This is a genomic window from Natronobacterium gregoryi SP2, from assembly GCF_000230715.2.
Lineage (GTDB): Archaea > Halobacteriota > Halobacteria > Halobacteriales > Natrialbaceae > Natronobacterium > Natronobacterium gregoryi.
Window position 1 is genome coordinate 1,086,037 of sequence record NC_019792.1, and the last position, 21,706, is coordinate 1,107,742.

Genomic DNA, 21,706 nt, shown 5'->3' on the forward strand with positions numbered 1-21,706 from the left:
CTCCACCGACACATGACCACGACCGATCCCGCAGCCCTCGCCGACCGCGTCGCGGACGGTGAGCTCCGGATTCACGAACTCGAGGACCACGCCGACTACGACACGGCGGCCGAGGCCCGCCGGCTACTCGTCGAGCGCGAAACTGGGGCGGACCTCGAGGCCGTCGCCGACTACACCTTCGACGCCGAGCAGGCGGACCCGAACGTCGATAACATGATCGGCGCGGCCCAGGTGCCGATGGGCGTCGCCGGCCCCGTTCCCGTCGACGGCAGCGCGGCCGAGGGCGACTACTACCTCCCGCTGGCGACGACCGAGGGCGCGCTGCTGGCGTCTGTCAACCGCGGGCTGTCGACGATCCGGTCGGTCGGCGGCGCGACCACTCGCGTCACGAAAAACGGGATGACGCGCGCGCCGGTGTTCCGTGTCGGCGGCGTCGCCGAGGCCGCCGAGGTCGTCGAGTGGGTGGCCGACAACGTCGACCGGCTCCGTGAGGCCGCCGAGTCGACGACCAGTCACGGCGAACTGTTAGACGTCGAACCGTACGTCGTCGGCGACTCGGTCTACCTGCGCTTTGCCTACGACACCAAAGACGCGATGGGGATGAACATGGTCACCATCGCGACTGGCGAGGCCTGCGAACTCGTCGAGGAAGAGACTCCCGCCGACCTCGTCGCGCTCTCGGGGAACCTCTGTTCGGACAAGAAACCCGCCGCGATCAATGCCGTCGAGGGGCGCGGTCGCTCGGTCACGGCGGACGTCCTCATCCCCGGCGACGTCGTCGAGGATCGACTCCACACCACGCCCGAGGCCATCGCCGAGGCCAACACCCGCAAGAACCTGACCGGCAGCGCCAAGGCCGGCAGTCTCGGGTTCAACGCCCACGCCGCGAACGTCGTCGCCGCGGCCTTCCTCGCGACCGGCCAGGACGAGGCTCAGGTCGTCGAGGGCGCGAACGCGATCACGACGATGGACGCTCGAGAGAACGACGAGGGAACGACCGACCTCTATGCCTCCGTCTCGCTCGCCTCGCTCGAGGTCGGCACCGTCGGCGGCGGGACGAAACTCCCGACGCAGGCGGAAGCACTCGAGATTCTTGGCCTCCGCGGCGGTGGCGATCCCGCGGGGTCGAACGCCGCCGCGCTCGCCGAGGTCATCGCCGTCGGCTCTCTCGCCGGTGAACTCTCCCTGCTCGCGGCGCTTTCCTCCCGACACCTCGTGAGCGCACACGAAGACCTCGGGCGGTGACTTTCGATCCCGTTCGGGTTCGTCGGCGGGACAGGGCCTGAGCGTCGATTACATCGATACAGTCCGGTTTCTGTCGGGTGAGAATCCGACGTACGTTTTTGTTCCTGGTGTATGCATCCGAACACGATGTACCAGAGCGACTTCGGGGAGGTGTATTACGAACTGGCTGGGTCTGAAGATCACCAGCTGTCGTATTCACGCACGGGTTCGCCCTCGAGCACGACACGTGGCGAGCGCAGATCGACGATCTCGCTGCATCGTATCGCGTTCTCGCCTGGGACGTGCCCGGCTGTGGGAGATCTTTCCGGCTCGACGAACCGCTACAGTTCGCCGTTGCCACCGAATGTCTGCTCGAAATTCTCGACGAAGAAGGGATCGACAGTGCCGTTCTGGTCGGACAATCGATGGGGAGTTTAGTGAGCCAGTACGTTTGCGACAATCATCCCGACCATGTGACCGGCATGGTCCACGTCGGCGGGTTTCCACTGCACGGCGGACTCTCCGACCGCGCCATCAGGCTTCTCCGGTTTCACCTGCGGGTACTGAAACTCATGCCGGAGCGAACTATACCTCCCCTGTTCGCGAGAGCCGTGGCTCACACTCCCAGCGCTAGAGCGTACGTCACGCGTGTCGCTTCGGCCACGGGAAAGGAACAGATGCTGTCCCTCGAGCGGGGGCTCATCGACGAACTCGCAACGGGAATCCCGTCGGTTACCGACCACCCACAGCGGATCGTCGTCGGTGAACACGAAGCGTCTTTCCTCCAGGAGAAAGCAATGGCGTGGAACGAAGCGCTCCCGGACAGCATCGCCGTAACTGTGCCGGAGGCAGGCCACATCGCGAACCACGATAACCCGGACGCGATTACCAGCGTACTCCACTCGTTTCTGTCCGATCTGAATCGGGACGATCGTGAAAACGGAGACGGCTTCAGGCGTCAGTTCTCGTAATCGGTCGATTCGAGTCCTGCAACGTCTTGTCGGCCGCTTTCACCCGGAATCATCGCGTTACTGGTTTCTGGCCCGTACCGTCTCGAGCACCACGTACCCCCCACCGATCAGCAACAGGACGTAGCCGCCCATCAGCTGCAGAACGCTCGAGGCGAGGCCGACGACTGCGAGTCCAACCCCGGCGACGACGTGTGCGAGCGCAAAGTCCGTCCGTCCGTACGCGCCGTGGAGGACCCCGACGGCGACGAACGTCGCTGCGAACGCACCGATCGCGAGTGCCAGTGTTTCGATGCCGAACAGGGTCTCGTTCAGGAACGTCCCGTAGCCGAGCAGGAGAACCGCGATCACTGTTCCGACGCCGATCGTCAACTCCTGGACGTCGACATTCTCTGCCATTGCCCGACGTTTCGACTCGGGTAGCAAATCACTGGCGCTATAGCTTTCGATACCGACCGCGGTTCTCGCTGACGACGCCCCGCCGCGTCAGTTTCTCGAGTGCCTCCCTGACGTACTCCGGCGAGACGCCGCGTTCGCCGGCGTACTCGACGACCTCGTCCTCGGTCGGCTGCTCTAGCTCCTCGAGTGTCCGTTCGACGATCTCTTTCTTGCTCCCGCTCCGAGACGGGCCGCGTTGGTCGCTCTCGCCCGCCGCCTCGAGTTCGTCGACGTCGAGTCCCGACTGCTCGAGGTAGTCGTCGTCGTCGATGACGCCGTCGGCGACTTCTTCCTCGAGAGCATCGAAGGAGTCTAGTTCCGCGAACCGCTCGCCTTCGCCCTGTCGGTTCGCGAGCATCGAGGCGCGGACGTCCCGGGCGTGATCGGCGTCCTCGGTCTCGACGAACTTCTTGCGCTTCTCGTAGGCGCGGCGCGAGCCACAGCGGGGACACTGGGTCGTCTCCGAGCGGCCCTCGAGGAGCCAGAGATGAGAGCACTCGCGACAGCCGACGACGGCGTACATAGCTCGACGTGACGCTCGACTCTGCTTAAACGTGTCGCAGCGAGAGTCGTCGTGATCGTGTTGGACTCTCTCCACGACGAGCGAGCAGCGCCATTGTCTCGAGCGAAAGAAAGGAGTTTACACGCGATAGCGGACGCGGAACGAACGGCCAGTTCGATGGAAGTTACAGGTTCGTGAAAACACACCGGGACGCCAACTCATACTGTCGGACAGAAGTCAATACGAAGTCGGTCGCGGATTCGCGGCCGCCTCCACCGGTGACGGCCCCAACAGAGCGGCCGATCGTCACGTCGTTCTGTCCGGCAGTATCACCCACCACTACTAGATACCACGAAGTTATATGGCTCAAATCGAAATACGTCTCGATGGCAACTGAGACGCATCAGGAAGAGCGGACAGGTGGACGGGTCCTCGGATTCGTACGGCGGCTCGGACCGACCTGGCTCGCCGGTGCGATTGCAGCAGGACCGGCGACGATGGTCAGCCTGCTGGTCGCGGGAGCGAGTTTCGGCTACGCGTTGCTGTGGGTGGTCGTCCTCTCCGCGGTGCTCGGAACCGTCGGACAGTACCTCGCGATGCGGCTCGGTCTGCTCACCGAGCAGGGCATCGTCGCGGTCGTCGAAGAACACCTCGGCTCGTTCTGGGCGTGGGTGCTCGTGATCGACGTCGTCCTGGCGGCAGGGCTCGCACAGCTAGTGATTATGAAGACGCTCGCGGACGTGAGCGCGACGATCTTCACCACCGCAGGCGTCCCAGCGCTCGCCGATCCGCGGCTCTGGGGAGTGACCTGGGCCGTGATCCTCGCACTCGGCCTCGCGGGCGGTGGCTACCGCATCGCCGAGATCGGTGCCAAAGTTATCGTCTCGCTGGTCGTTCTCGCGTTCGTCGCGTCGGTCTTCGTCGTTCCGATCGATCCGACTGCAGCGGCGACCGGACTCGTCCCCGGGATTCCAGGCGTCGGCGGTGCAGTCGTTGCCGCTGGCGTACTCGGTGGGGCGGTTCACATCACGCTGTTGACGATGCAGAGTTACACGATGCGAGCGCGGGGCTGGACCGACGACGACAGCGACATCGCAGTCTTCGACGTCGTCAGTTCGATGCTCGTCGCCTTCGGCGTCTTCAGCCTCGCCGTCTTCCTCGTCGCGGCGAGCGTCCTCCCCGAGGCCGGCGTCGATCCGGCGACGATCGACGAGATCCAGGCGGCCCAGGCGCTCGGCCCGATCGCCGGCGAACACGCCGTCTGGCTGTTCCTGCTCGGTCTCTGGGGTGCCGCCGTCTCGACGCTCGGCGGGAACACGATCGTTCCACCGTACCTCGTCGCCGACAAACTGGGCTGGGAACAGTCCGTCGAAGACCGCCGATACCGCGGTGCGCTCGTCGCCGTCGCGCTGGCCTCCGCCGTCGGTGCCTTCCTCGAGGGCGCGTTCTTCCAGTTGCTCGTGCTGGTGCTCGCGTTCGGACTCGTCGGGACGCCGTTCGCGCTGGCCGTGATCCTCTACCTGCTGAACGATCCCGACGTGGTTCCCGAAACGAACTCTCGGCTCGCGAACCTCGGCGGCGTCGTCCTCTTTGCCGTCGCGAGCGTGCTGGCCGGCGAGTTCGTTCTCGAGGAACTCGAGACGGTCACCGAACCGATGTCGGCGTTCGTCGTCGCCTTCGCGGCGGCGATGACGCTCGCGATCGTCGGACTGGCCGTCAGGTACGTCAGAGAACGCCATCGCAACAACTGAAACTGTTTGCACCTGACTTTCAGTGGCTACGAGTACTCCTCGAGGGCGTCCCACTCGCGAGCCATCAGTTCTCGAACCCCGTGCTCGAGGATGCCTTCGCCGAGTGCAGTCGCCCGGTAGTACGAGTAGAGCCCGTCCGTATCGGGCTCCTTCCGTTTCCGGTTCTCGACGAGCCCGACGTCGACGAGTTCGTCGAGGTGGTAGTGGAGCACGTTCGACTCGATCTCCAGTCGGTCGCGAAGCTGGCTCGCACTCTGGGGGCCACCCTCGAGCAGGGCGTTGAGGACACGAAACCGAGTCTCGTTACCGATCGAGCGTTGCATCTCGAGATACTCCTCGAGGCTCAGGACGCTGTGTTCGGGCAGCAGGTCGTCCCCGGCTCGCCGCGTGCCGCGTTCGGATTCGGCCATGACTGGAATTTGAACTTCCGTTTCTATAAGCGTTCCCTGAGTCAGTAATCGCTGAAGCAGGCCACATTTATATAGGCTCCGTGAGCAGGCAGGGTATGCGCGATCGGATCGTCGACGAACTCGGTTCGCTGCCGCGGTCGCGGTTCCTGGTCTACCTGATGGGGCCTTACGAGGCGTTCGACCTCGAGAACGCGCTCGAGGACGCCGACCCCGAGGCGATCCCCGAGTCGGTCGACTTCGGGACGCTCGTCGGATCGGACCACGACCTGGAACGCGACGAGGCGGCGCTGGATCTCCTGCTCGACGTTCGCGATCGACTGCGGACCGAGGCGGGCGTCAACGCCTTTCTCGCGATCGACGTCGACGTTCCGCTGTCGGAACTGGACGCCGCCTCCCAGAGCATCGCCTTTGCTCGAGCGAGCAACACCGTCGTCTACGTCGTCCCCGCGGTCGGCGACAACCTCGGCGTCGGCATCGAGGTCGGGGCCGTCCTCGAGGCACTGTTCGACGACGAGATAGCCGACCACCACCGCGAGCGCGTGCTGTTCGTCCACGAGTCGGGCGTCCGCAGCGCGATGATCGCCGCCGTCCGCGACCGCTGGGAGGCACGGATCTACTCCTACGAGGACCGCGAGGACCTGACGCGCCAGCTACGGCTGTTCGTGCGCGACCTCATCCGGAAGGAGCGAACGGGCGAGTTACCACGACTCGACTAGTGGCGGGCCAAGCCTGCACTGAGGGGTCGAATCTGGCGGTGGGGCTCGATTCGACCCGTCAGTCGACGGTTGGGACGGTACTAGAAGGCGACGACGCCCAGCAGTGACTTCGCGGCGAGGTAGAGACCGACGGCGTAGACGAGGTCGATCCAGAGGAACCGGAGGACGTTCACGACTTTCGACACCGCGACGATCGGGTAGCCGACGATTTTCAGGGGACTCGAGGTCGCTCGCGACTGCTCCCAGAGCGCGTCGGTCGCGACGGCGTTCGGAAACGTGTGCGCACCGACCGCACCGCCGAACCAGACGAGGAGCCACCAGAACGAGACGTCTCCCTCGACCAGCGGCACGCTCAGTACGAAGACCGCGAACACGACCACCGAACAGACGAAAAACGGCATCAGCGTGACGGCAAACGCAGCGTCTGTGAGGAGGAGCGGGTTGCACGATCATGGATAGAACCGTATCGCCCCACACTACAATTCCGGCTTGCGACTGAGGTGGTTCAATTCGTCGGAAACGAACACCCGCCGACCGATCACCACACCCCTCGTAATTCGCATCCGTTTGAAGAACCCGAAAATTAATTACAATAAAATAAACACAAAAAGTAAATGAGTAGGAGGACAATCGCACTCATAATCGGCTTGCTCATCGTGGCGGTGGCCGTCAGTACTGCCCTGATGATAACGTACCCTTCCTCATACGAGAGTCCGCACAGCGCTAATTCCGATAGCGAGATGTTCACGCTCGAACTCGAGGACGCATTTCATCTCACTGGCGCGGTCGAGACAGACGGTGAGGAGTTCATTGAGTACGAGGCGGTTTTGACTGAAGACGGGGAACGGTATGAGTATTACACGACAGACGACATGGTGAGAGAAACCTATCGGGAGGAGCCTGATGGCGAGCTGTACCGAATGTACCGGTACGCCGACGAGAAGGACGCTGAGTCGTACCAGCAGAGAATCGAGACAACATATGAGAGCAGAACTATCGTAGACGAAGCCCAAGAGGGGGATGAGATTCGGTTCCTCGTGATTGAAGAAGATCCTGACGAATTCCACGGGACGATTGACACGACGGAGACCATGCTCCTCAACGGAATACGGACACTCCCGACATACGAGAGAGTCGCGTCGGACGATAGTGCGTCTGTGTACGAACCACAGGAGGGCTGGTACAACACCTCTGGTGAACTATCTAAATATCGCATCACAGACGCGTCCGGTCACGTGACAGTTGCTCCGGAGACTTACTCCGTGGAGTCTGCGGACGTCTCCGTGCAGTACATGGCTGTCTCTACGTACCTCGACTACCTGTGGGGAACAGAAGAGGTCCAAAGCATTCAAACGACCATCGACGTGGCAGATGACCCAACGGTAACTGAACCGGAGTGGGTTGACGAGATTCGAGACGAACAGTGAGAAAGAGTTAGCTACCGCTCGTCGGTCAACGGTGACTTTTTTCGAGGCTTCCAGACCGTACTGACCGATACCAGATCGTTCGAACGAAGCGACTCCGTTCGTCATCCGCGATACCGACGGCTGCACCCACTACTCCAGTGACTTCCGCATCTCGACGTGAGGAATCCCGGCCTCCTCGAACTCCTCGCCGTATCGGTCGTAGCCGAGTCGGTCGTAGAACTCGGCGGCGTGAGTCTGCGAGTGGAGCTTGAGTTTCGCCAGCCCGAGTTCCGTCGCGCGTTCCTCGAGCGTCCGCATCAGCTCCCACCCAATTCCCTCGCCTCGACGTGACTCGAGCACCGCGACACGTTCGACCTTGCCGGCGTCGTCGTCCTCGAGCTCTCGCAGCCGGGCGACACCGACTGGCTCGGCGTCGTCGTAGGCGACGAAGTGGACTGCGTCGGCGTCGTGTTCGTCGTACTCGAGGTCCTCGTCGACCCCCTGCTCCTCGACGAACACCTCGTGTCGAACCGCGAACGCGTCCTTGCGCTCGGTTTCGTCGGTGACGACGCGCACGTCGAGATCTCCCGTCGATGACATAGCCGTGCGTACGGACTCCCCCGACGAGTGCGTTACGACACCGGAGTCGGGTACTCGAGGTCGGTAGAAGCGGCGACGAAATAGAGACGTAGTTACGAAACGGCTCGACACTCGCTTGTGCGAACTTCTCGAAAGCGTCAGACCGCTTCGCGGCCTGACTGGCCGAACAGCTCTCTACGAGAGGGTCTCGATATTGTCCACGACTTCCTCGGCGAACTCGCTGGTGGCGAGCTTCTCGGCGTCGTCGAGCTGGCGCTCGAGGTCGTAGGTGACCTTGCCCGACGAAATCGTCTCCTCGACGGCGTCACGGACGAGGTCGGCGGCGTCGTCCCAGCCGAGGTACTCGAGCATCATACGGCCCGAGAGGATCATGGCGGTCGGGTTGACCTTGTCCTGGCCCTCGTACTTGGGTGCGGAGCCGTGGACGGGCTCGGCGAGCAGGCGGCCGTCACCGAAGTTGGCACCGGGCGCGATGCCGAGGCCGCCAATCTGGGCACCACAGGCGTCGGAGATGTAGTCCCCGTTTAAGTTCATCGTCGCGAGGACGTCGTACTCCTCGGTGCGAGTCTGGATCTGCTGGAGCATGTTGTCGGCGATGCGGTCGTTGACGACGACGGCGTCTTCGGGAGCCTCGCCGTCGCGTTCCTCCCAAAGGGTGTCCTCGGTGATGACCTCGTCGCCGTACTCCTCTTCGGCGATCTCGTAGCCCCAGTCGCGGAACTGGCCCTCGGTGAACTTCATGATGTTGCCCTTGTGGACCAGCGTGACCGAGTCACGATCGTGCTCGAGGGCGTAGTCGATGGAACGGCGGACGAGTCGCTTCGTGCCGAACTCCGTGATCGGTTTGACACCGATGCCGACGGGCCCGTCGTGGATGACGTCGTCGAAGCCCATCTCTTCCTCGACGAACTCCTTGACCTGCTGGACCTCGTCGGTGCCTTCCTCCCACTCGATGCCGGCGTAGACGTCTTCCGTGTTCTCACGGAAGGTGACCATGTCCATCTGCTCGGGCTCGGACATCGGCGACGGGACGCCGTCTAAGTGGTAGGTCGGTCGGACGTTCGCGTAGAGGTCGAGCAGTTTGCGCAGACCGACGTTCAGCGAACGGAAGCCGGCCCCGACGGGCGTCGTGAGTGGACCCTTGATCGCAACGCGGTGTTCCTTGATCGCCTCGACGGTCTCGTCGGGCAGGTTCTCGTCGTATTTCTCGCGAGCGGATTCGCCGGCGTAGACGCGCATCCAGTTGATCTCACGACCGGTCGCCTCCGCGGCAGCCTCGAGTACTTTCTGGGCCGCGGGACCGACGTCGCTGCCGACGCCGTCACCGTGGATGATCGGAATGATCGGGTTGTCAGGCACCTCGAGTTCGTCCTCGGCACCCTCTTTTAACGTGATCTTTTCCCCTTCCTCGGGCACCTCGATTTTGTCGTAGCTCATCTCGTTTGTACGGTTCTCTCATAGACGGTAAAAGACCTACCATTTCTATCGAATCCAGGTAGCGGAGATCGAAACGGCTGCTTGCCGTGGGAAGCAGAGCTAGAGCCGCTCTGTCGCCAGCCTAGAACGAGAGAAAGTCCGTCGTTTCACACCCTGAATAAAATAACCGGTCGTCGAAAGGAGGGTTCGACAGTACCGTTGCTCGGTGTGGACGAGTGGAAAGAGGCTACAGGCGGTCGTCGCTTACCTCGAGGTCGTCGTTACCGGCCCGTCCGCTCGAGGGGCGGTTCCAGTATCGGACGACGAGTGCCAGCCCGATACAACCGAGTACGAGGCCGGCAACTGCTATCACCGCACGTCCCAGCCAGGTGAGCCACGTCTCCCCGATAGCCGCCCAGACGACAGCACCGAACGTAATCGCAAGAACGATCAGCGTCGTGCCGACGTCGATCGGATCGCGATCGTCGTCACTCACGAGTTGCCAGACCGCGACTGCCGACAGTACGGCACAGAACCCCGCAAGCAAGGCGGCAGGTGGCATCGTCGTCATCGTCGGCATCGGTTCAGCGGCCGCCGGCGTAAGTGTGGGGGTTTCGTGACGAGGCAAAATCGGTACTCGTTACCACGAGGAGTTGCGACGTGAACGTATGCAGGTACTCGTTCACGGTGGTGCTGGCAGCGAGCCAGACGAGCCAGCGCCCAGACAGGCAGTTCTCGAGCAGGCAGCCGAGACCGGTGGGGCCGAAGCCGATCCGGTCGATGCGGTCGAGGCGGCAGTGAGCGTCCTCGAAGCTTCTTCCAGGTTCAACGCCGGCGTCGGCAGTGCCGTCCAGAGCGATGGACGAATCCGGACCGACGCGGGTATCATGACCGACGAGAGAGCCGTTGGTGCGGCCTGTTCGATGGAAAGCGTCGAACACGCGATCAGCGTCGCGCGAGTTGTCATGGAAGAGACACCTCATGGCTTCGTCTCCGGCGATCACGCCGTCTCGCTGGCCGACGCCTACGGAATCGAGACCGGCGTCGACCTCTGGGCAGAGCGCACGCAAGAAAAGTGGGACGACGAAGAACTCGAGTCAGGCGGCGACGTCCAGAGTCAACTCGAGGCGATCCGGGATCGCTACGGGAACTCCGACCCCGACGGTCGCGACGAACCGGCGGACGAACACGACCACGACACGGTTGGTGCGGTGGCTTGCGACGGCGAGTCACTCGCGGCGGCGACCTCCACCGGCGGTCGATGGCTCGCCCTCGCCGGACGGGTCGGCGATGTCCCACAGGTTGGTTCCGGCTTCTACTGCTCGCCTGCCGCGGCGGTCAGCGCGACCGGAGCGGGTGAAGACATCGCGCGCGTCACGCTTGCGCGGCGGGCATCACGCCACGTCGAACGCGGCCTCGATGCGGACGAGGCGGCCGACGTCGCGGTCGAAGAGTTTGCAGAGTTGACCGGATCGACGGCGGGACTCATCGTCGTCGACGCGCGTGGAACCCTCGGCTCGGCGTACAACAGTTCACAGATGCAGACGGCCCGGTATCACGACTGACAACGGCTCGCTCTCGACACCGGTCTTTCGACGATCGACGTGAGGTAGTTTTATTATTGTCGTGTGCGTTGCAACGACCGATGCTTCAATCTCCACACCACGGGCCGCGACACTGTCCGCGCTGTGAAGCGACGCTCACTAACGTCCAGGGCGTCGACACCTGTCCAGAGTGTCGCTGGATCGACGGGCGAGCGGACCACTGACGAGGAGTCCGGAGGCGGAACCTCTTTTTGTCGACCGGCACAATCCCGGTACATGTCTGAATCCGAGGTGGACCTTCAGTCCGAGAAGTACGAGAAACACCGCGAAGCCGGGGAGATCCTCGCACAGGTCCGCGAAGAGACAGTCGAACGCGTCGAGGTCGGGGCGAGCCACCTCGAGGTTGCCGAGTACGCGGAAGACCGGGTCCGTGAACTCGGCGGTGAACCCGCCTTCCCTGTCAATATCTCCGTCGACCACGAAGCGGCCCACGCGACGCCGTCGATCGGCGACGAAACGACGTTTGGCGAGGAGATGATCAACGTAGACATTGGCGTTCACGTCGACGGCTGGCTGGCAGATACCGCGATCACGGTCGACCTCTCCGGGAATCCCGAACTCACCGAAGCCTCTGAACAGGCACTCGAGGCTGCACTCGACGTAATCGAGCCCGGTGTCGACACCGGCGAGATCGGCGCGGAGATCGAAGACGTTATCGACGGATACGGCTTCAATCCTGTCGTCAACCTCACTGGCCACGGACTAGGGCACTGGGAACAGCACACTGACCCGAACATCCCCAACCGGGCCGTCTCGCAGGGAGCGACACTCGAAGTCGGCGACGTCGTGGCTATCGAACCGTTCGCGACCGACGGCGGGGGAAAAGTCACCGAGGGCGCAAGCGAAGAGATCTTCGCGCTCGAACGGGAAGGGAAGATCCGAAATCGGGACGCACGCAAGGCACTCGAACAGATCACCGACGAGTTCCGGACGCTGCCGTTCGCGACTCGATGGCTCGAAACCGATCGGCCGGAGATAGCGCTTCGGCGACTCAAGCGCAACGACATCGTCCACGGCTATCCGGTGTTACAGGAAGACGAAGGCTGTCTCGTCAGCCAGAAAGAACACACCCTCATCGTCACCGAGGACGGGTGTGAAGTGACGACGAACTGAACCTGAAGTAACTACGTCCTGATACGGATTGTTGTAAGTCATTGGCGGTGCAACCGCGCCCCGTCTTACGGTTACACCGGTAAATCAGGACAGCAACCCGTATGAAAGGACCACGATACCGGCGCGTGGCAACTGCTGTCGGTCGGATAGTCGATGGGGGGAGTAATGAGGGGTAGTAACGAGTCGTTTACGCGTTGTTCATGCGCTGGCTCGTCCGTGTTCCACAGCGCTGACACTCGCTCACGCGGTAGGGCTCGCGGGAGAACTGCGCGTTCTCCTGTTTGACGCTTTCCGTTCGAATCTGGACGGACACTTCGTGGATCGTCTCGAGCCCGCATTCGTCGCAGTATTCAGTTATCCCGTTGAATGAATTATCAGTCGTTGCCATTACTCGACTGCTATCGATAGAACCATCTTAAACCTCCGGCCGATTTCGAGTTCTGAGTCGAAAATCCTTAACCAGAGGTTGTAAACCCGCAAAGCTTCGTTAGATCGTTCAATATCGTTTAGCCAGTCATATAGTCCACTCATCGTGAAAGTCGTGGGGGAGAAACTATAAACAATATTGATATATTATCTCGCCCTCGTAACCAATTATTTCGAGTGGTGAGCAAGTGATTTACCCTCGCGCGCGGACCTGAAAACCCCTGCTAACAGCAGGGGTCGCACACTGGTCGCCCTCGAGAGAGCAGGCGTGGGCTGACCTGTCGTGGCTATGCAAGTGACTCGAGGAAACGCCATCCACCAGTCGAGGGCCGATAGTATATAAGAGTCACTCCCATCCTCTCGGATATGGAGCAGGTGTTTGCCCCCTGGCGGATCGAGTGGATCAGACGCGACGAGAAGAATCCGGCTATCGACGACTGTGTCTTCTGTGAACTCCCAGAACTGGACGACGATCGAGACAACAGACTCGTCGCCCGCAACGACCACGCGTTCGTTCTCCTGAACAACTATCCGTACAATCCCGGCCACGTCATGGTCATTCCCTACGCCCACACGGGAGAGTACGCCGACCTCACCGACCAACAACTGCTTGGCCACGCTCAGCTAAAGCAACGCACCTTCGACGCTCTCGAGAAAGCTATCGACCCCGACGGGTTCAATGCCGGCCTGAACCTCGGTGACGGCGCCGGTGGGTCGATCGGCGACCACCTTCACACCCACGTCGTCCCACGCTGGCAGGGCGATACGAACTTCATGCCCGTGCTCAGCGACACGACAGTAGTCGTCGAAGCACTCGAGGAGACCTACGATCACCTCTACGAGGCGTTCGCCAACCAGGAGGGTGCGACCGTTCCAGACGACGAGAGCGCGGTCGTTTTCGAGTAGGCCACTGACCGTCGTCTTCGTCGCCGGCCGGCAACTTGTCGGTCGCTTCTCCCGGTCGCCTCACTGTCCTCGCTTACGCAGCCGAACCGCGTCTCCCGTGTGGCCGGCTGTGCCGATGCGGTTACTGTAGTCGATTACCGACGGTCGCCAGCACGGGGTCGACGAGCGGTGGTAACTAGTTACAGCAGTCCGTATGAGACGAGCGACTGTCCGTCAGCGACCGCGCTCTGCTCGCGGTCGTGTTTGGCTTTCGATACACAGCCTGTCTGACAGTCGGGAGCTACGGAGAAGCAGACGTCGTCTCGAGAGACGCGAGGCTACGAGCCGATTCGGCCATCGTCACACCGTATGCTTCGTCGACCAGCACTGGAACACAGCGCTGGCCGGAGATCCGTTTGACTTCGTCGCGCTCGGAGTGTAACGCGTCGACTCACATACTCTCGTAGTCGACATCCAGTTCCTCGAGACGGTCGGCGACTCGTTCACAGTACGGACAGCCGTCTATTCGTACAGCGTGATCATCCTCGTATGCCGCGTTCGCCTCGATCCAATAAAAACGTCAGTGGGTGGTCAGATCGGCTCCCCGAACGCGTACATCGTCTCGTGTGCCGTCACTTCGAGGTCGACGAAGTCGCCGGGCTCGAGACCGTGATCGGTCGCGTTCTGGACGATGATCTGGCGGTACGCCGAGTCCCGGCACTTGACGGAGTCGGCGGTTCCCTGCTCGACGACGAGACAGTTCTCACGTCGTTCGCCGACCATCGCCTCGTAGGCGTCGCCGACGACGTCACGCTTGAGAGCACTCATTTCTTTCGATCGTTCCTTCTTGACGGTGCCGCCGAGCCCCTTCATTTCGGCGGCGTCGGTACCCGGTCGCTTCGAAAAGCGGGTGACGTTGATCTTTTCCGGGCGGGTCTCCCGGAGCAGTGCCAACGACTGCTCGTGGTCGTGTTCCGTCTCGGTTGGGAAACCGACGATAAAGTCCGTCGACAGCGTCCAGTAGTCGAGTGCCTCCTCGAAGACTTCGACGACCTCGAGATACTCTTCGACCTGATGCTGGCGACGCATGTCGCCGAGTACGTCGTCACTACCGGACTGGACGGGCGCATGAAGGAAGTCGTACAGTTTCTCGTTGCCGGCGAAGACGGCAGCGAGTTCGTCCCGGATGCCGTGGACGCCTTTCGGGTTGGCCATACCGACTCGAACGCGGAACTCGCCGTCGATCGCACAGATGCGCTCTAGCAGTTCGTGGAGTTTGCGTTCGCCGTCGTCCCAGCCGTAGACGCCGGTGTCCTGGCCTGTAATACGGATCTCTTTCGCGCCGGCGTGGATCAACGCTCGGGCCTTAGCGACGTTTTTGTCGATGGACGGTGAGTCGATCTTACCCGTCGCATGTTTGGTGATGCAGTACGAACAGTCCGACATACAGCCCCGTGCGATAGGGAGGATACCGATCACGCCGTCGAGGACGGGTTCGGCGTCGGGTGTGGTCGTCGGACACTCGCCGTTGGTGACGGCCTGGGGAACCTCGTCCCAGTGGAGAACCTCGCCATCGACGTCCGCCTCGGCGAACTCCTTGCCCTGGGCCAGGGCCATACAGCCCGTGATGTAGAGAGCTGCCGTCTCGTCGGCCAACTCCTCGGCCCGGCGAAGCATGTTCCGTTCGGTCTTCTCGACGACGGTACAGGTGTTGAGGATGGCAACATCCGCCGCTTCGGCGCTGTCGACGCGGTGGTGGCCAGCGTCCCGGAGTCGCCGCTCGATCTCGCGGCTCTCCCCGCGATTGGACGTACAGCCATAGGTTTCGATGTGGTACCGGGCCATCCGTTTCTGATACTTTCGTCCGGCCTCTGCAGGCAAAAGGGCGACGAATCGCGCACGCGCGTGTAAAGTTACCGCCCACCGGAGCTCTCGAGTAGCGACCGATACCGTCTTTCCGTTTCGTCGCCGGGCAACAACGCGTCACGAATCGTCGGGGAGAGCCACTCACGACTCGCGTACTCACTCTCTGTTCCCTCGGCCGGCACACCATCGAATCCTGCCGGACGCAACTCGGCTGGAAGGAACCGGTCTGACACTGGCAGGCGCTCCTCGAGTGTCAGCCCCACGTCCTCGGCGATCGACTCGAGTTCGCGCAGGGCGGGCCAGGCGTAGTCGGGGTTGACGTGGTCGTCGGTGACCGGCGAGACGCCACCGAGGTCGTCGACACCACAGTCGATCAGTTCGCGCGCGGGCGTTAGATTCGGCGGGACCTGGATGGATACCTCCTCGGGAAGGGCGGCACGAGCCATCGCCGTCACCCGCCGCATCGTCTCGAGGGTGGGTTCGCCGCCGGACCACCGTTCGTTCTCCCGAACCGGCTGGACGATCACCTCTTGGACGTGATCGTATCGTTCGTGTAGCTCCCTGATCGCAAGCAAGCTCTCAGCCCGATCTCGCCAGTCCTCACCGACACCGACCAGAATGCCAGTGGTGAAAGCCACGTCGAGTTCGCCTGCCGTCCGGATCGTCCGTAGTCGCTGTCCCGGTTCCTTCCGGCGGGACCCGGCGTGGGCGTCGATCTCAGCTGTCGTCTCGAGCATCACACCCATACTTGCGTTGACGTCGGCGACTGTCTGCATCTGTTCACGGGCCTGGTCGCCCGGGTTCGAGTGAGGGAGCAACCCCTCTTCGAGAGCGACCTCGCAGGCTTCCCGGAGGTAGGTGTGGATCGAGTCGTGTCCCCACTCCTCGAGTTGGGCGTGTATTTCGTCGTAGCGATCGTCCGGATCGTCGCCAAACGTGAACAACGCCTCCGTACAGCCCGTGTCGGCACCCTGCCGGCAGATTTCTCGGACCTCCTCGAGCGAGAGTAGCGACGCCTGGCCCGGCGGATCGAAGTACGTACAGTAGGTGCAGGTGTACCGACAGGCCGTTGTCAGCGGGACGAAGACGTTGCGTGCGAACGTCAACGACGACGGCCCGTCGACGTCGGCGGGCGTAACCTCGAGTAACTCGTCGACCTCGCAGTCGTCGATCGTCACGTCGACGCCGTACTCGCTGGCCCCGGGAATCATTACCTCGGAGTGTCGTCGCCGCGTACATAAGGACTTCACTTCAGTTCAGTTCACTTTACGCGACGCAGGTCGGTTCGTCCTGCTGTCGTCTCGAGGTCGAACCCGAACGCCAGAAGCGTCGATAGCGCACGCTGTCTCTCGGAGCCGTGGACTAGCAGTTCCACGAGGTCTGTGGGTTCGTCTACGTCGGTCGCCAGCCGGAACGAGTCGACGGTCTCGAGCGAGGCGTCGATCTCGCCTGCGATGCGGCAGTGATCGAGGTACGAAGCGCCGTGATAGTCGACGCGAAACTCGGGATGGGACGCCAGCAGGGCGTTCGTTCCGCCGCCGAGACCGGGCGCGATGGCGACATCGGCGGTGGTGGCGAACAGTTTCGTGAGTGCGTCAGGCGTCGCAAGCGCCAGGTCCGCCATGACGACTGCGACGGGGCCGTTTGCGGCCGTGAGTCTGGTGTTGACCGCGTCGGTCAGCGGTCGGTCGTCGACTTCGATCGTGACACCACGGTCGACCAGCGTCCCGATATCGGCGTGACCGGTCACGGGATCACTCTCCGACTCCGGTGACAGTCGTGCCGTCGACACGACCGTCGGCTCGTGGCCGGTCTCGAGGATCGCTTCGAGGACGTCTCCGAGCATCGCTCGAGCGAGCGCCTCTCGTTCGCTGAAAGAGAGAACGCTCTCGAGACGCGTTTTGGGCGACTCGGCGGCGAAGGGGACGACGACCTGCATCTGCCGGTCGTAGCTCGTACGCGCTCAAAAGTACGTCGGAGTGTGAGACAACAGAGACATCGACCAGCGGCGACGACGCGTCGACCACACCTGGTCGCGTTCTACGTGCCCCCCGACACGCAAGCGACCGTCGACAATCGTCGTTGCGTTCTCGATTCGGCCGATCGCGGGCCGGCGTTAGAACAACGGCTCGAGTTCGTCCTCGTCGTCGTCGACGAGTTCCTCGAGGTTCTCGTTGCTCTCGGCTGCAATTTCGTCCATATTGTCCTGTGCCTCGATTGCGACCTGCTGGAGGCGTTTGATCCGTGGGACGTCGGTGACACCCGACAGAAGCACGGACGCCGAAACTTCCGGGACCTCTCGTGGGAAGTCCCCACCACGGACTTCCATGCTGCCGGTCTCTTCTTCGAGCCACTTGCGTCCGCGTTCGATCCCTTTCCGGTTCAGGTACTCGGACGGACCGGAGAGAACGAGCAACGCGCGCTCGGTACCTTCGATCTCACAGGGAAGCGTGAGGCGGCCGAGCGCGGCCTTACGGACCAGACTCGTGATGCGGTTGGTCGTGCTTGCTCCGTCCAAATCGTGGTTGCCGTCGTCTCCGGTAAATCGCGAGAGAAGACCGCCACTGTCGTTCAGTTCGACGCCCTCGCTCGCGTATCCGATCGTGGAGACACCGCCGCCGGAAAGAGTATTGATGATCTCGGAAGAGTCGACGACACTCTCCGCGACTTCCTCGTCGCCGCCGACTTCGCCGGCACCAAACAGGACGCCGAACCGGCGGACGATCTCTTCGTTGATCTTGGCGTAGCCGCCTTCGACGGACTCGCCGGTCTGTCGCCAGGAGTCGTTGTCGAAGACCAGTAGATTATCTACCTCGCGGACGAACGTCTGGAACGAGCGAGCGGCGTTGAGCGTATAGATACCTCCCTCGTCCGTTCCGGGGAGGACCCCGAGTCCGTAGACCGGGACCGTGTAGATCCGCTTGAGGTGCTTTGCGAGGACGGGGGAACCCCCCGACCCGGTCCCGCCACCCATACCGGCGACGATCAGGAACGCGTCGACCTCGTGGGTCGGGATCGAGTCGATCGCGTTCTGTATCTCGTCGATGTCCTCTTCGGCGATTTCCGCGCCGAGTTCGTTGTCCGCCCCTACTCCGTGGCCCTTGACGCGGGCCTGGCCGATTAGTACGCGGTTTTCTTTTGGGATCCGATCGAGTCCCATCAGGTCCGCTTTCGCGGAGTTAACCGCGACCGCCGCGCGAACGATCGAGCTGTTAGTCCGCTCGTCGTACTCGAGAAAGCGATCGACGATTTTACCACCGGCCTGTCCAAATCCGATCATCGCCAACTTCATTGTTTGTCAGGGGGCTCCGTTGAATAGGTACCAGAGTAATCAAGGACATAAATCTTTTGATGGTGATCGTTATGAGAAAATTTACGAGTACAAAAAATCGATAGAAGGGGAAGTCTTTCCGCCGGCACTATTAAGAAAAAATAGATAAATAGCTACCAGAGATCATGTTCTTTATATTAACAGTAGTGGCGCGAGAACGAGTGGAAACGACCACGTCGAAGCGAACGTGAACGGCAACTACGCCGTTGGTTTGCCACGAGCAGAGGCCACGAGAGTCCGTCCCTCAGACGGTTTGCTGTCAGTCAGTTCCGGCGTGACCGCAGGTGGACTCGCGGTCGCGCCGGGACATCGGGACAGCATTCCGTAACGAGCAGGTGTCGCCTCTCAGACGAATTGCTGTACCGATACACCGTGTGACCGCATCCGAAACGACTGCACCAGCACCGACGGACAGGACACGGAACCAGTCGACACTTGGAGCGGAACTAGCCACCGCTAACCGGCGGAAACAGCGCCAGTTCGTCGCCATCCTCGAGTTCAGTCTCGAGTCCGTCCGCCTCGACAAGAACGTTCGTTCCGTTTCGCAACACGTTGATCTGGGACCGAAGTTCGCCGTCGTCGAGGACACGACCCTCGAGTGCTGGCACGTCCTCGAGCAGTTCCTCGAGGGCATCCCCGACGGTGTCGCCTGCAGAGACGTCGACTGCGACGTGTTTGTCGTCCGCGTACTCGGCGAGATCCGCAAACAGTTTCCACTCGATTGCCATAGCTGGCGGTATCGGTGCCGGAGGCAAGTAGCTACCGCTCTCGGCTGGTTACACTACAGGACCACTCGACTCGTTGAGCGACCTACGCCTGCAGTTGTGGGTTTCCGCCTCGCACTATCTAAACGGCGTAGTACGGTACGGAGTGCGTTCGGACGAGACACCGCCGGTTGCCATCGCCCGTCAGAGGGTGGCAGCCACACGACGTTTCCTGCAGGAGATTTCGATCGGCTGCTGATCGGGCCAGACCTCGCGAAAGTGTTCGAAATCGAACGCATCAGCTTCGATCGACCAGACCGGGGCTGGCAGACGAAACTCGAGCGAAGCGCCGAGTTCCTCGAGGCCCGAGGAGTCGAGGTGCAGCGATTTTCGGCGTGCCCAACGGAGACGTTTAACTGAACGGGGGTTAGATCGGAGGGTATGGTCGGTGAGGCGCTGCTCGAACGGTTGCCCAAAAACTGGAAACGAGTCGTCACGGTCCGGGCAGCCATCGGACTGGCGCTTGCCGTCGCGTTGCTTTCGGTCCTCACCGGAGTTCACCACATCGGCCAAGAGGCAGTCGATCACGGGCCGTTGGCGGGAATGGTTCCCGGCGCCGTCCAGCGGTTGGTCGGCTTCACCGGCGCGTTGACCGGCTTTCTTATGGTCGGGAGCGCACTCGCTCTGCGGCGCGGACTGCGCGCCGGCTGGTACGCCACGCTGATTCTCATGCCAGTGACCGCTATTCAGGGACTGCTCCAGGTGGACATCTACTCCATCCCACTGGTCATCCTCTCGTTACTCTCGATTCCGATTCTCCTCTTTACCCGCAAGCGATTCGAAAAGTCGCTGTCGCTGACAGCGACCCAGCTCGGGGCTGGCGGCGCGCTGTTTGGCGTCCAGATCTACGGTACGTTCGGTGCATACGGCTTTCGCGACGATTTCGACGGCATCGAGACCCTCCTCGATGCGTTTTACTTTACGCTGATTACCTCGAGCACTGTCGGCTACGGCAACATCGTCCCGGAGACTCCCGAGGCGATGCTGTTTACGATGTCCGTGGTTGTCCTCGGCGTGGCCAGTTTCGGTATCGCCATCGGGGCACTCGTCGGGCCGGCGATTCAGGCTCGCATCACGAAGACACTCGGAAAGATGAGCGACTCACAACTCGAACTGCTCGAGGATCACCTCCTCGTGCTTGGCTATGGCAAACTGACGGCACCGATCGTCGACGAGCTCGCGGATAGCAACCGCCAGTTCGTCGTCGTAACCGACGACGCCACGACGGACGACCTCTCGTCCGAGGACATCGCGGTCGTTGCTGGCGATCCGAGCGACGAAGGGCCACTCGAGCGTGCCAAGATCGGTCGTGCGACCGGCATCGTCGTCGCCACGGACGAAGACGCTCGGGATGCACTGGCAATTCTCACTGCCAGTCAACTCGCACCGGACACCCGCATCGTCGCAGCCGCAACCGACCGCGAGAACACGAAGAAACTCGAGCGGGCCGGTGCGGACACGGTGATCAGTCCGTCGGTACTCGGTGGTCACCTGTTGATCCGCTCGGCACTCGGCAGTGACGACTCCGAGCTGATCGAACAGATTCTCGGCAACGAGTGACCGACTACTCCGGATCGATGTTCGCCGAGATGTCCGCAAGGAGGGAATCGTAGTCCCTTGTCTGCAGGAAGACCCGTCCCGGGCCGCTAAAGGTCATGACGAATCCCTCCCCGCTCAACATCGTCTTTTTGAGACCGCCGACGCGGTGCGTCGAGAACTCGACCGACTCGTCCCAGGCGACCGAGTGACCGGCGTCGATCGTCACCTGCTCGCCCTGCTCGAGTTCTCGTTCGACGATGCCGCCGTAGCTGCCGACGAACAGGTCGCCGGTGCCACTCGCTTCGAGGACGAACAGTCCCTTCCCACCCAGCAGTGAGTCGAACCCGCCAGAGACCGAGTCGGTCTCAATGCCTGGGCCGTTCGCGACGTACGAGCCCGACTGGACGTACACCGACTCGCCCGCCAGTTCTAGAGCTCGCATGTCGCCGGGCTGGGTGTGGGCGAACTGGACGGTCTGGCGGTTGGCGGTTGCGGTGAACGTGTTCCGAAACAGTTGTTCGCCGCTGAGCATCGAGTCTTTCACCGACGAGAGCAAGCCGCCGGAGCTACTGTGTGTCTCCATTTCGACGTGTTCGCTGTAGGACACCATCGAACCGCTCTCGACCGTGATCGCTTCGCCGTTCTCGAGTCGCGCCGTCCCGAGGGTGTAGGACGGATCGTGGGAGAATTCGTAGTCCATCCGATCGGTTCGCATCTGACACCGAGAGGATAAATACTTTCTACCGG

Annotated in this window: 23 protein-coding genes and 2 pseudogenes; 10 read left to right on the forward strand and 15 right to left on the reverse strand. The window is 62.1% G+C overall.

Annotation, left to right across the window (positions count from 1 at the left end; translation table 11 throughout):
* Window positions 1-12 precede the first annotated feature (12 nt).
* Both hmgA and NATGR_RS19860 read left to right on the forward strand, forming a co-directional pair.
* Window positions 13-1,245 carry a hydroxymethylglutaryl-CoA reductase (NADPH) gene (hmgA, locus tag NATGR_RS05355; protein WP_005580701.1) on the forward strand — a complete coding sequence of 411 codons (1,233 nt, stop codon included), beginning with the start codon at window positions 13-15 and terminating at the stop codon, window positions 1,243-1,245.
* 194 nt (window positions 1,246-1,439) lie between these two features.
* A pseudogene (locus NATGR_RS19860) lies at window positions 1,440-2,195 on the forward strand (alpha/beta fold hydrolase); the annotation flags it as partial.
* Window positions 2,196-2,252: 57 nt separating this feature from the next.
* Here the strand turns inward: NATGR_RS19860 and NATGR_RS05365 are convergent.
* On the reverse strand, window positions 2,253-2,591 hold the full coding sequence (locus tag NATGR_RS05365; RefSeq protein WP_005580698.1) for a hypothetical protein: 339 nt from the start codon (window positions 2,589-2,591) through the stop codon (window positions 2,253-2,255).
* A gap of 37 nt (window positions 2,592-2,628) precedes the next feature.
* Window positions 2,629-3,153: a DUF5817 domain-containing protein gene (locus tag NATGR_RS05370; protein ID WP_005580697.1), complete on the reverse strand. Its 525-nt coding sequence runs from the start codon at window positions 3,151-3,153 to the stop codon at window positions 2,629-2,631.
* A gap of 365 nt (window positions 3,154-3,518) precedes the next feature.
* Here NATGR_RS05370 and NATGR_RS05375 point away from each other — a divergent pair, with 365 nt between their 5' ends.
* On the forward strand, window positions 3,519-4,883 hold the full coding sequence (locus NATGR_RS05375; RefSeq protein ID WP_005580696.1) for an NRAMP family divalent metal transporter: 1,365 nt from the start codon (window positions 3,519-3,521) through the stop codon (window positions 4,881-4,883).
* Window positions 4,884-4,909: 26 nt separating this feature from the next.
* Here the strand turns inward: NATGR_RS05375 and NATGR_RS05380 are convergent, their stop codons facing one another.
* Window positions 4,910-5,293 (reverse strand): winged helix-turn-helix domain-containing protein, encoded by a 384-nt coding sequence (locus NATGR_RS05380; RefSeq protein ID WP_005580695.1) that lies wholly within the window; start codon window positions 5,291-5,293, stop codon window positions 4,910-4,912.
* Window positions 5,294-5,388: 95 nt separating this feature from the next.
* On the opposite strand from NATGR_RS05380, the gene NATGR_RS05385 reads away from it, so the two are divergent.
* Window positions 5,389-6,009, forward strand: coding sequence for a DUF7509 family protein (locus NATGR_RS05385; protein ID WP_005580694.1), 621 nt, complete (start codon window positions 5,389-5,391; stop codon window positions 6,007-6,009).
* A gap of 80 nt (window positions 6,010-6,089) precedes the next feature.
* On the opposite strand, the gene NATGR_RS05390 is transcribed toward NATGR_RS05385, so the two are convergent.
* Window positions 6,090-6,410: a hypothetical protein gene (locus NATGR_RS05390; RefSeq protein ID WP_005580693.1), complete on the reverse strand. Its 321-nt coding sequence runs from the start codon at window positions 6,408-6,410 to the stop codon at window positions 6,090-6,092.
* 213 nt (window positions 6,411-6,623) lie between these two features.
* On the opposite strand from NATGR_RS05390, the gene NATGR_RS05395 reads away from it, so the two are divergent.
* Window positions 6,624-7,436 carry a hypothetical protein gene (locus tag NATGR_RS05395; RefSeq protein ID WP_005580692.1) on the forward strand — a complete coding sequence of 271 codons (813 nt, stop codon included), beginning with the start codon at window positions 6,624-6,626 and terminating at the stop codon, window positions 7,434-7,436.
* Window positions 7,437-7,565: 129 nt separating this feature from the next.
* Here NATGR_RS05395 and NATGR_RS05400 read toward each other — a convergent pair whose 3' ends face one another.
* The 3 genes from NATGR_RS05400 to NATGR_RS05410 all read right to left on the reverse strand — a co-directional run bounded on the left by NATGR_RS05400 (window position 7,566) and on the right by NATGR_RS05410 (window position 10,002).
* Window positions 7,566-8,015 carry a GNAT family N-acetyltransferase gene (locus tag NATGR_RS05400; RefSeq protein ID WP_005580690.1) on the reverse strand — a complete coding sequence of 150 codons (450 nt, stop codon included), beginning with the start codon at window positions 8,013-8,015 and terminating at the stop codon, window positions 7,566-7,568.
* Window positions 8,016-8,189: 174 nt separating this feature from the next.
* Entirely contained in the window at window positions 8,190-9,452 is a 1,263-nt protein-coding gene (gene icd, locus NATGR_RS05405; RefSeq protein ID WP_005580689.1) for an isocitrate dehydrogenase (NADP(+)), read from the reverse strand.
* A 226-nt stretch (window positions 9,453-9,678) separates the two neighbouring features.
* Entirely contained in the window at window positions 9,679-10,002 is a 324-nt protein-coding gene (locus NATGR_RS05410) for a hypothetical protein (protein WP_231990840.1), read from the reverse strand.
* Between the two features lie 97 nt (window positions 10,003-10,099).
* Between NATGR_RS05410 and NATGR_RS05415 the strand changes: the two genes are divergently transcribed.
* The 3 genes from NATGR_RS05415 (at window position 10,100) to map (ending at window position 12,148) form a co-directional block, all read left to right on the forward strand.
* Window positions 10,100-10,996 (forward strand): isoaspartyl peptidase/L-asparaginase, encoded by an 897-nt coding sequence (locus NATGR_RS05415; protein WP_005580687.1) that lies wholly within the window; start codon window positions 10,100-10,102, stop codon window positions 10,994-10,996.
* An 80-nt stretch (window positions 10,997-11,076) separates the two neighbouring features.
* Window positions 11,077-11,199 carry a methionine--tRNA ligase gene (locus NATGR_RS20390; RefSeq protein ID WP_015233366.1) on the forward strand — a complete coding sequence of 41 codons (123 nt, stop codon included), beginning with the start codon at window positions 11,077-11,079 and terminating at the stop codon, window positions 11,197-11,199.
* A 52-nt stretch (window positions 11,200-11,251) separates the two neighbouring features.
* On the forward strand, window positions 11,252-12,148 hold the full coding sequence (gene map / locus NATGR_RS05420) for a type II methionyl aminopeptidase (protein ID WP_005580685.1): 897 nt from the start codon (window positions 11,252-11,254) through the stop codon (window positions 12,146-12,148).
* A gap of 187 nt (window positions 12,149-12,335) precedes the next feature.
* On the opposite strand, the gene NATGR_RS05425 is transcribed toward map, so the two are convergent.
* Complete coding sequence (locus NATGR_RS05425) at window positions 12,336-12,536, reverse strand: DUF7835 family putative zinc beta-ribbon protein (RefSeq protein ID WP_005580684.1); 201 nt, start codon at window positions 12,534-12,536, stop codon at window positions 12,336-12,338.
* A 404-nt stretch (window positions 12,537-12,940) separates the two neighbouring features.
* On the opposite strand from NATGR_RS05425, the gene NATGR_RS05430 reads away from it, so the two are divergent.
* On the forward strand, window positions 12,941-13,480 hold the full coding sequence (locus NATGR_RS05430; RefSeq protein WP_005580683.1) for an HIT family protein: 540 nt from the start codon (window positions 12,941-12,943) through the stop codon (window positions 13,478-13,480).
* Between the two features lie 280 nt (window positions 13,481-13,760).
* Here NATGR_RS05430 and NATGR_RS20155 read toward each other — a convergent pair.
* The 6 genes and pseudogenes from NATGR_RS20155 to NATGR_RS05455 form a co-directional block, all read right to left on the reverse strand.
* Window positions 13,761-14,027: pseudogene (locus NATGR_RS20155) on the reverse strand (glutaredoxin).
* A 23-nt stretch (window positions 14,028-14,050) separates the two neighbouring features.
* The gene (locus tag NATGR_RS05435) at window positions 14,051-15,304 is read right to left on the reverse strand and encodes a tRNA (N(6)-L-threonylcarbamoyladenosine(37)-C(2))-methylthiotransferase (protein ID WP_005580682.1); all 1,254 of its coding nucleotides are present in this window, start codon (window positions 15,302-15,304) and stop codon (window positions 14,051-14,053) included.
* Window positions 15,305-15,372: 68 nt separating this feature from the next.
* Entirely contained in the window at window positions 15,373-16,536 is a 1,164-nt protein-coding gene (cofG, locus tag NATGR_RS05440) for a 7,8-didemethyl-8-hydroxy-5-deazariboflavin synthase subunit CofG (RefSeq protein ID WP_005580681.1), read from the reverse strand.
* A gap of 50 nt (window positions 16,537-16,586) precedes the next feature.
* Window positions 16,587-17,264, reverse strand: a complete 678-nt coding sequence (cofC, locus tag NATGR_RS05445) for a 2-phospho-L-lactate guanylyltransferase (RefSeq protein WP_005580680.1) — start codon at window positions 17,262-17,264, stop codon at window positions 16,587-16,589.
* 177 nt (window positions 17,265-17,441) lie between these two features.
* Window positions 17,442-18,617, reverse strand: coding sequence for a tubulin/FtsZ family protein (locus NATGR_RS05450; protein WP_005580678.1), 1,176 nt, complete (start codon window positions 18,615-18,617; stop codon window positions 17,442-17,444).
* A 485-nt stretch (window positions 18,618-19,102) separates the two neighbouring features.
* Window positions 19,103-19,384, reverse strand: a complete 282-nt coding sequence (locus NATGR_RS05455) for a ubiquitin-like small modifier protein 1 (RefSeq protein WP_005580677.1) — start codon at window positions 19,382-19,384, stop codon at window positions 19,103-19,105.
* 417 nt (window positions 19,385-19,801) lie between these two features.
* On the opposite strand from NATGR_RS05455, the gene NATGR_RS05460 reads away from it, so the two are divergent.
* Window positions 19,802-20,980, forward strand: coding sequence for an NAD-binding protein (locus NATGR_RS05460; RefSeq protein ID WP_005580675.1), 1,179 nt, complete (start codon window positions 19,802-19,804; stop codon window positions 20,978-20,980).
* Between the two features lie 4 nt (window positions 20,981-20,984).
* Here NATGR_RS05460 and NATGR_RS05465 read toward each other — a convergent pair whose 3' ends face one another.
* Window positions 20,985-21,659 (reverse strand): TIGR00266 family protein, encoded by a 675-nt coding sequence (locus NATGR_RS05465; protein WP_074929741.1) that lies wholly within the window; start codon window positions 21,657-21,659, stop codon window positions 20,985-20,987.
* Window positions 21,660-21,706 lie beyond the last annotated feature (47 nt).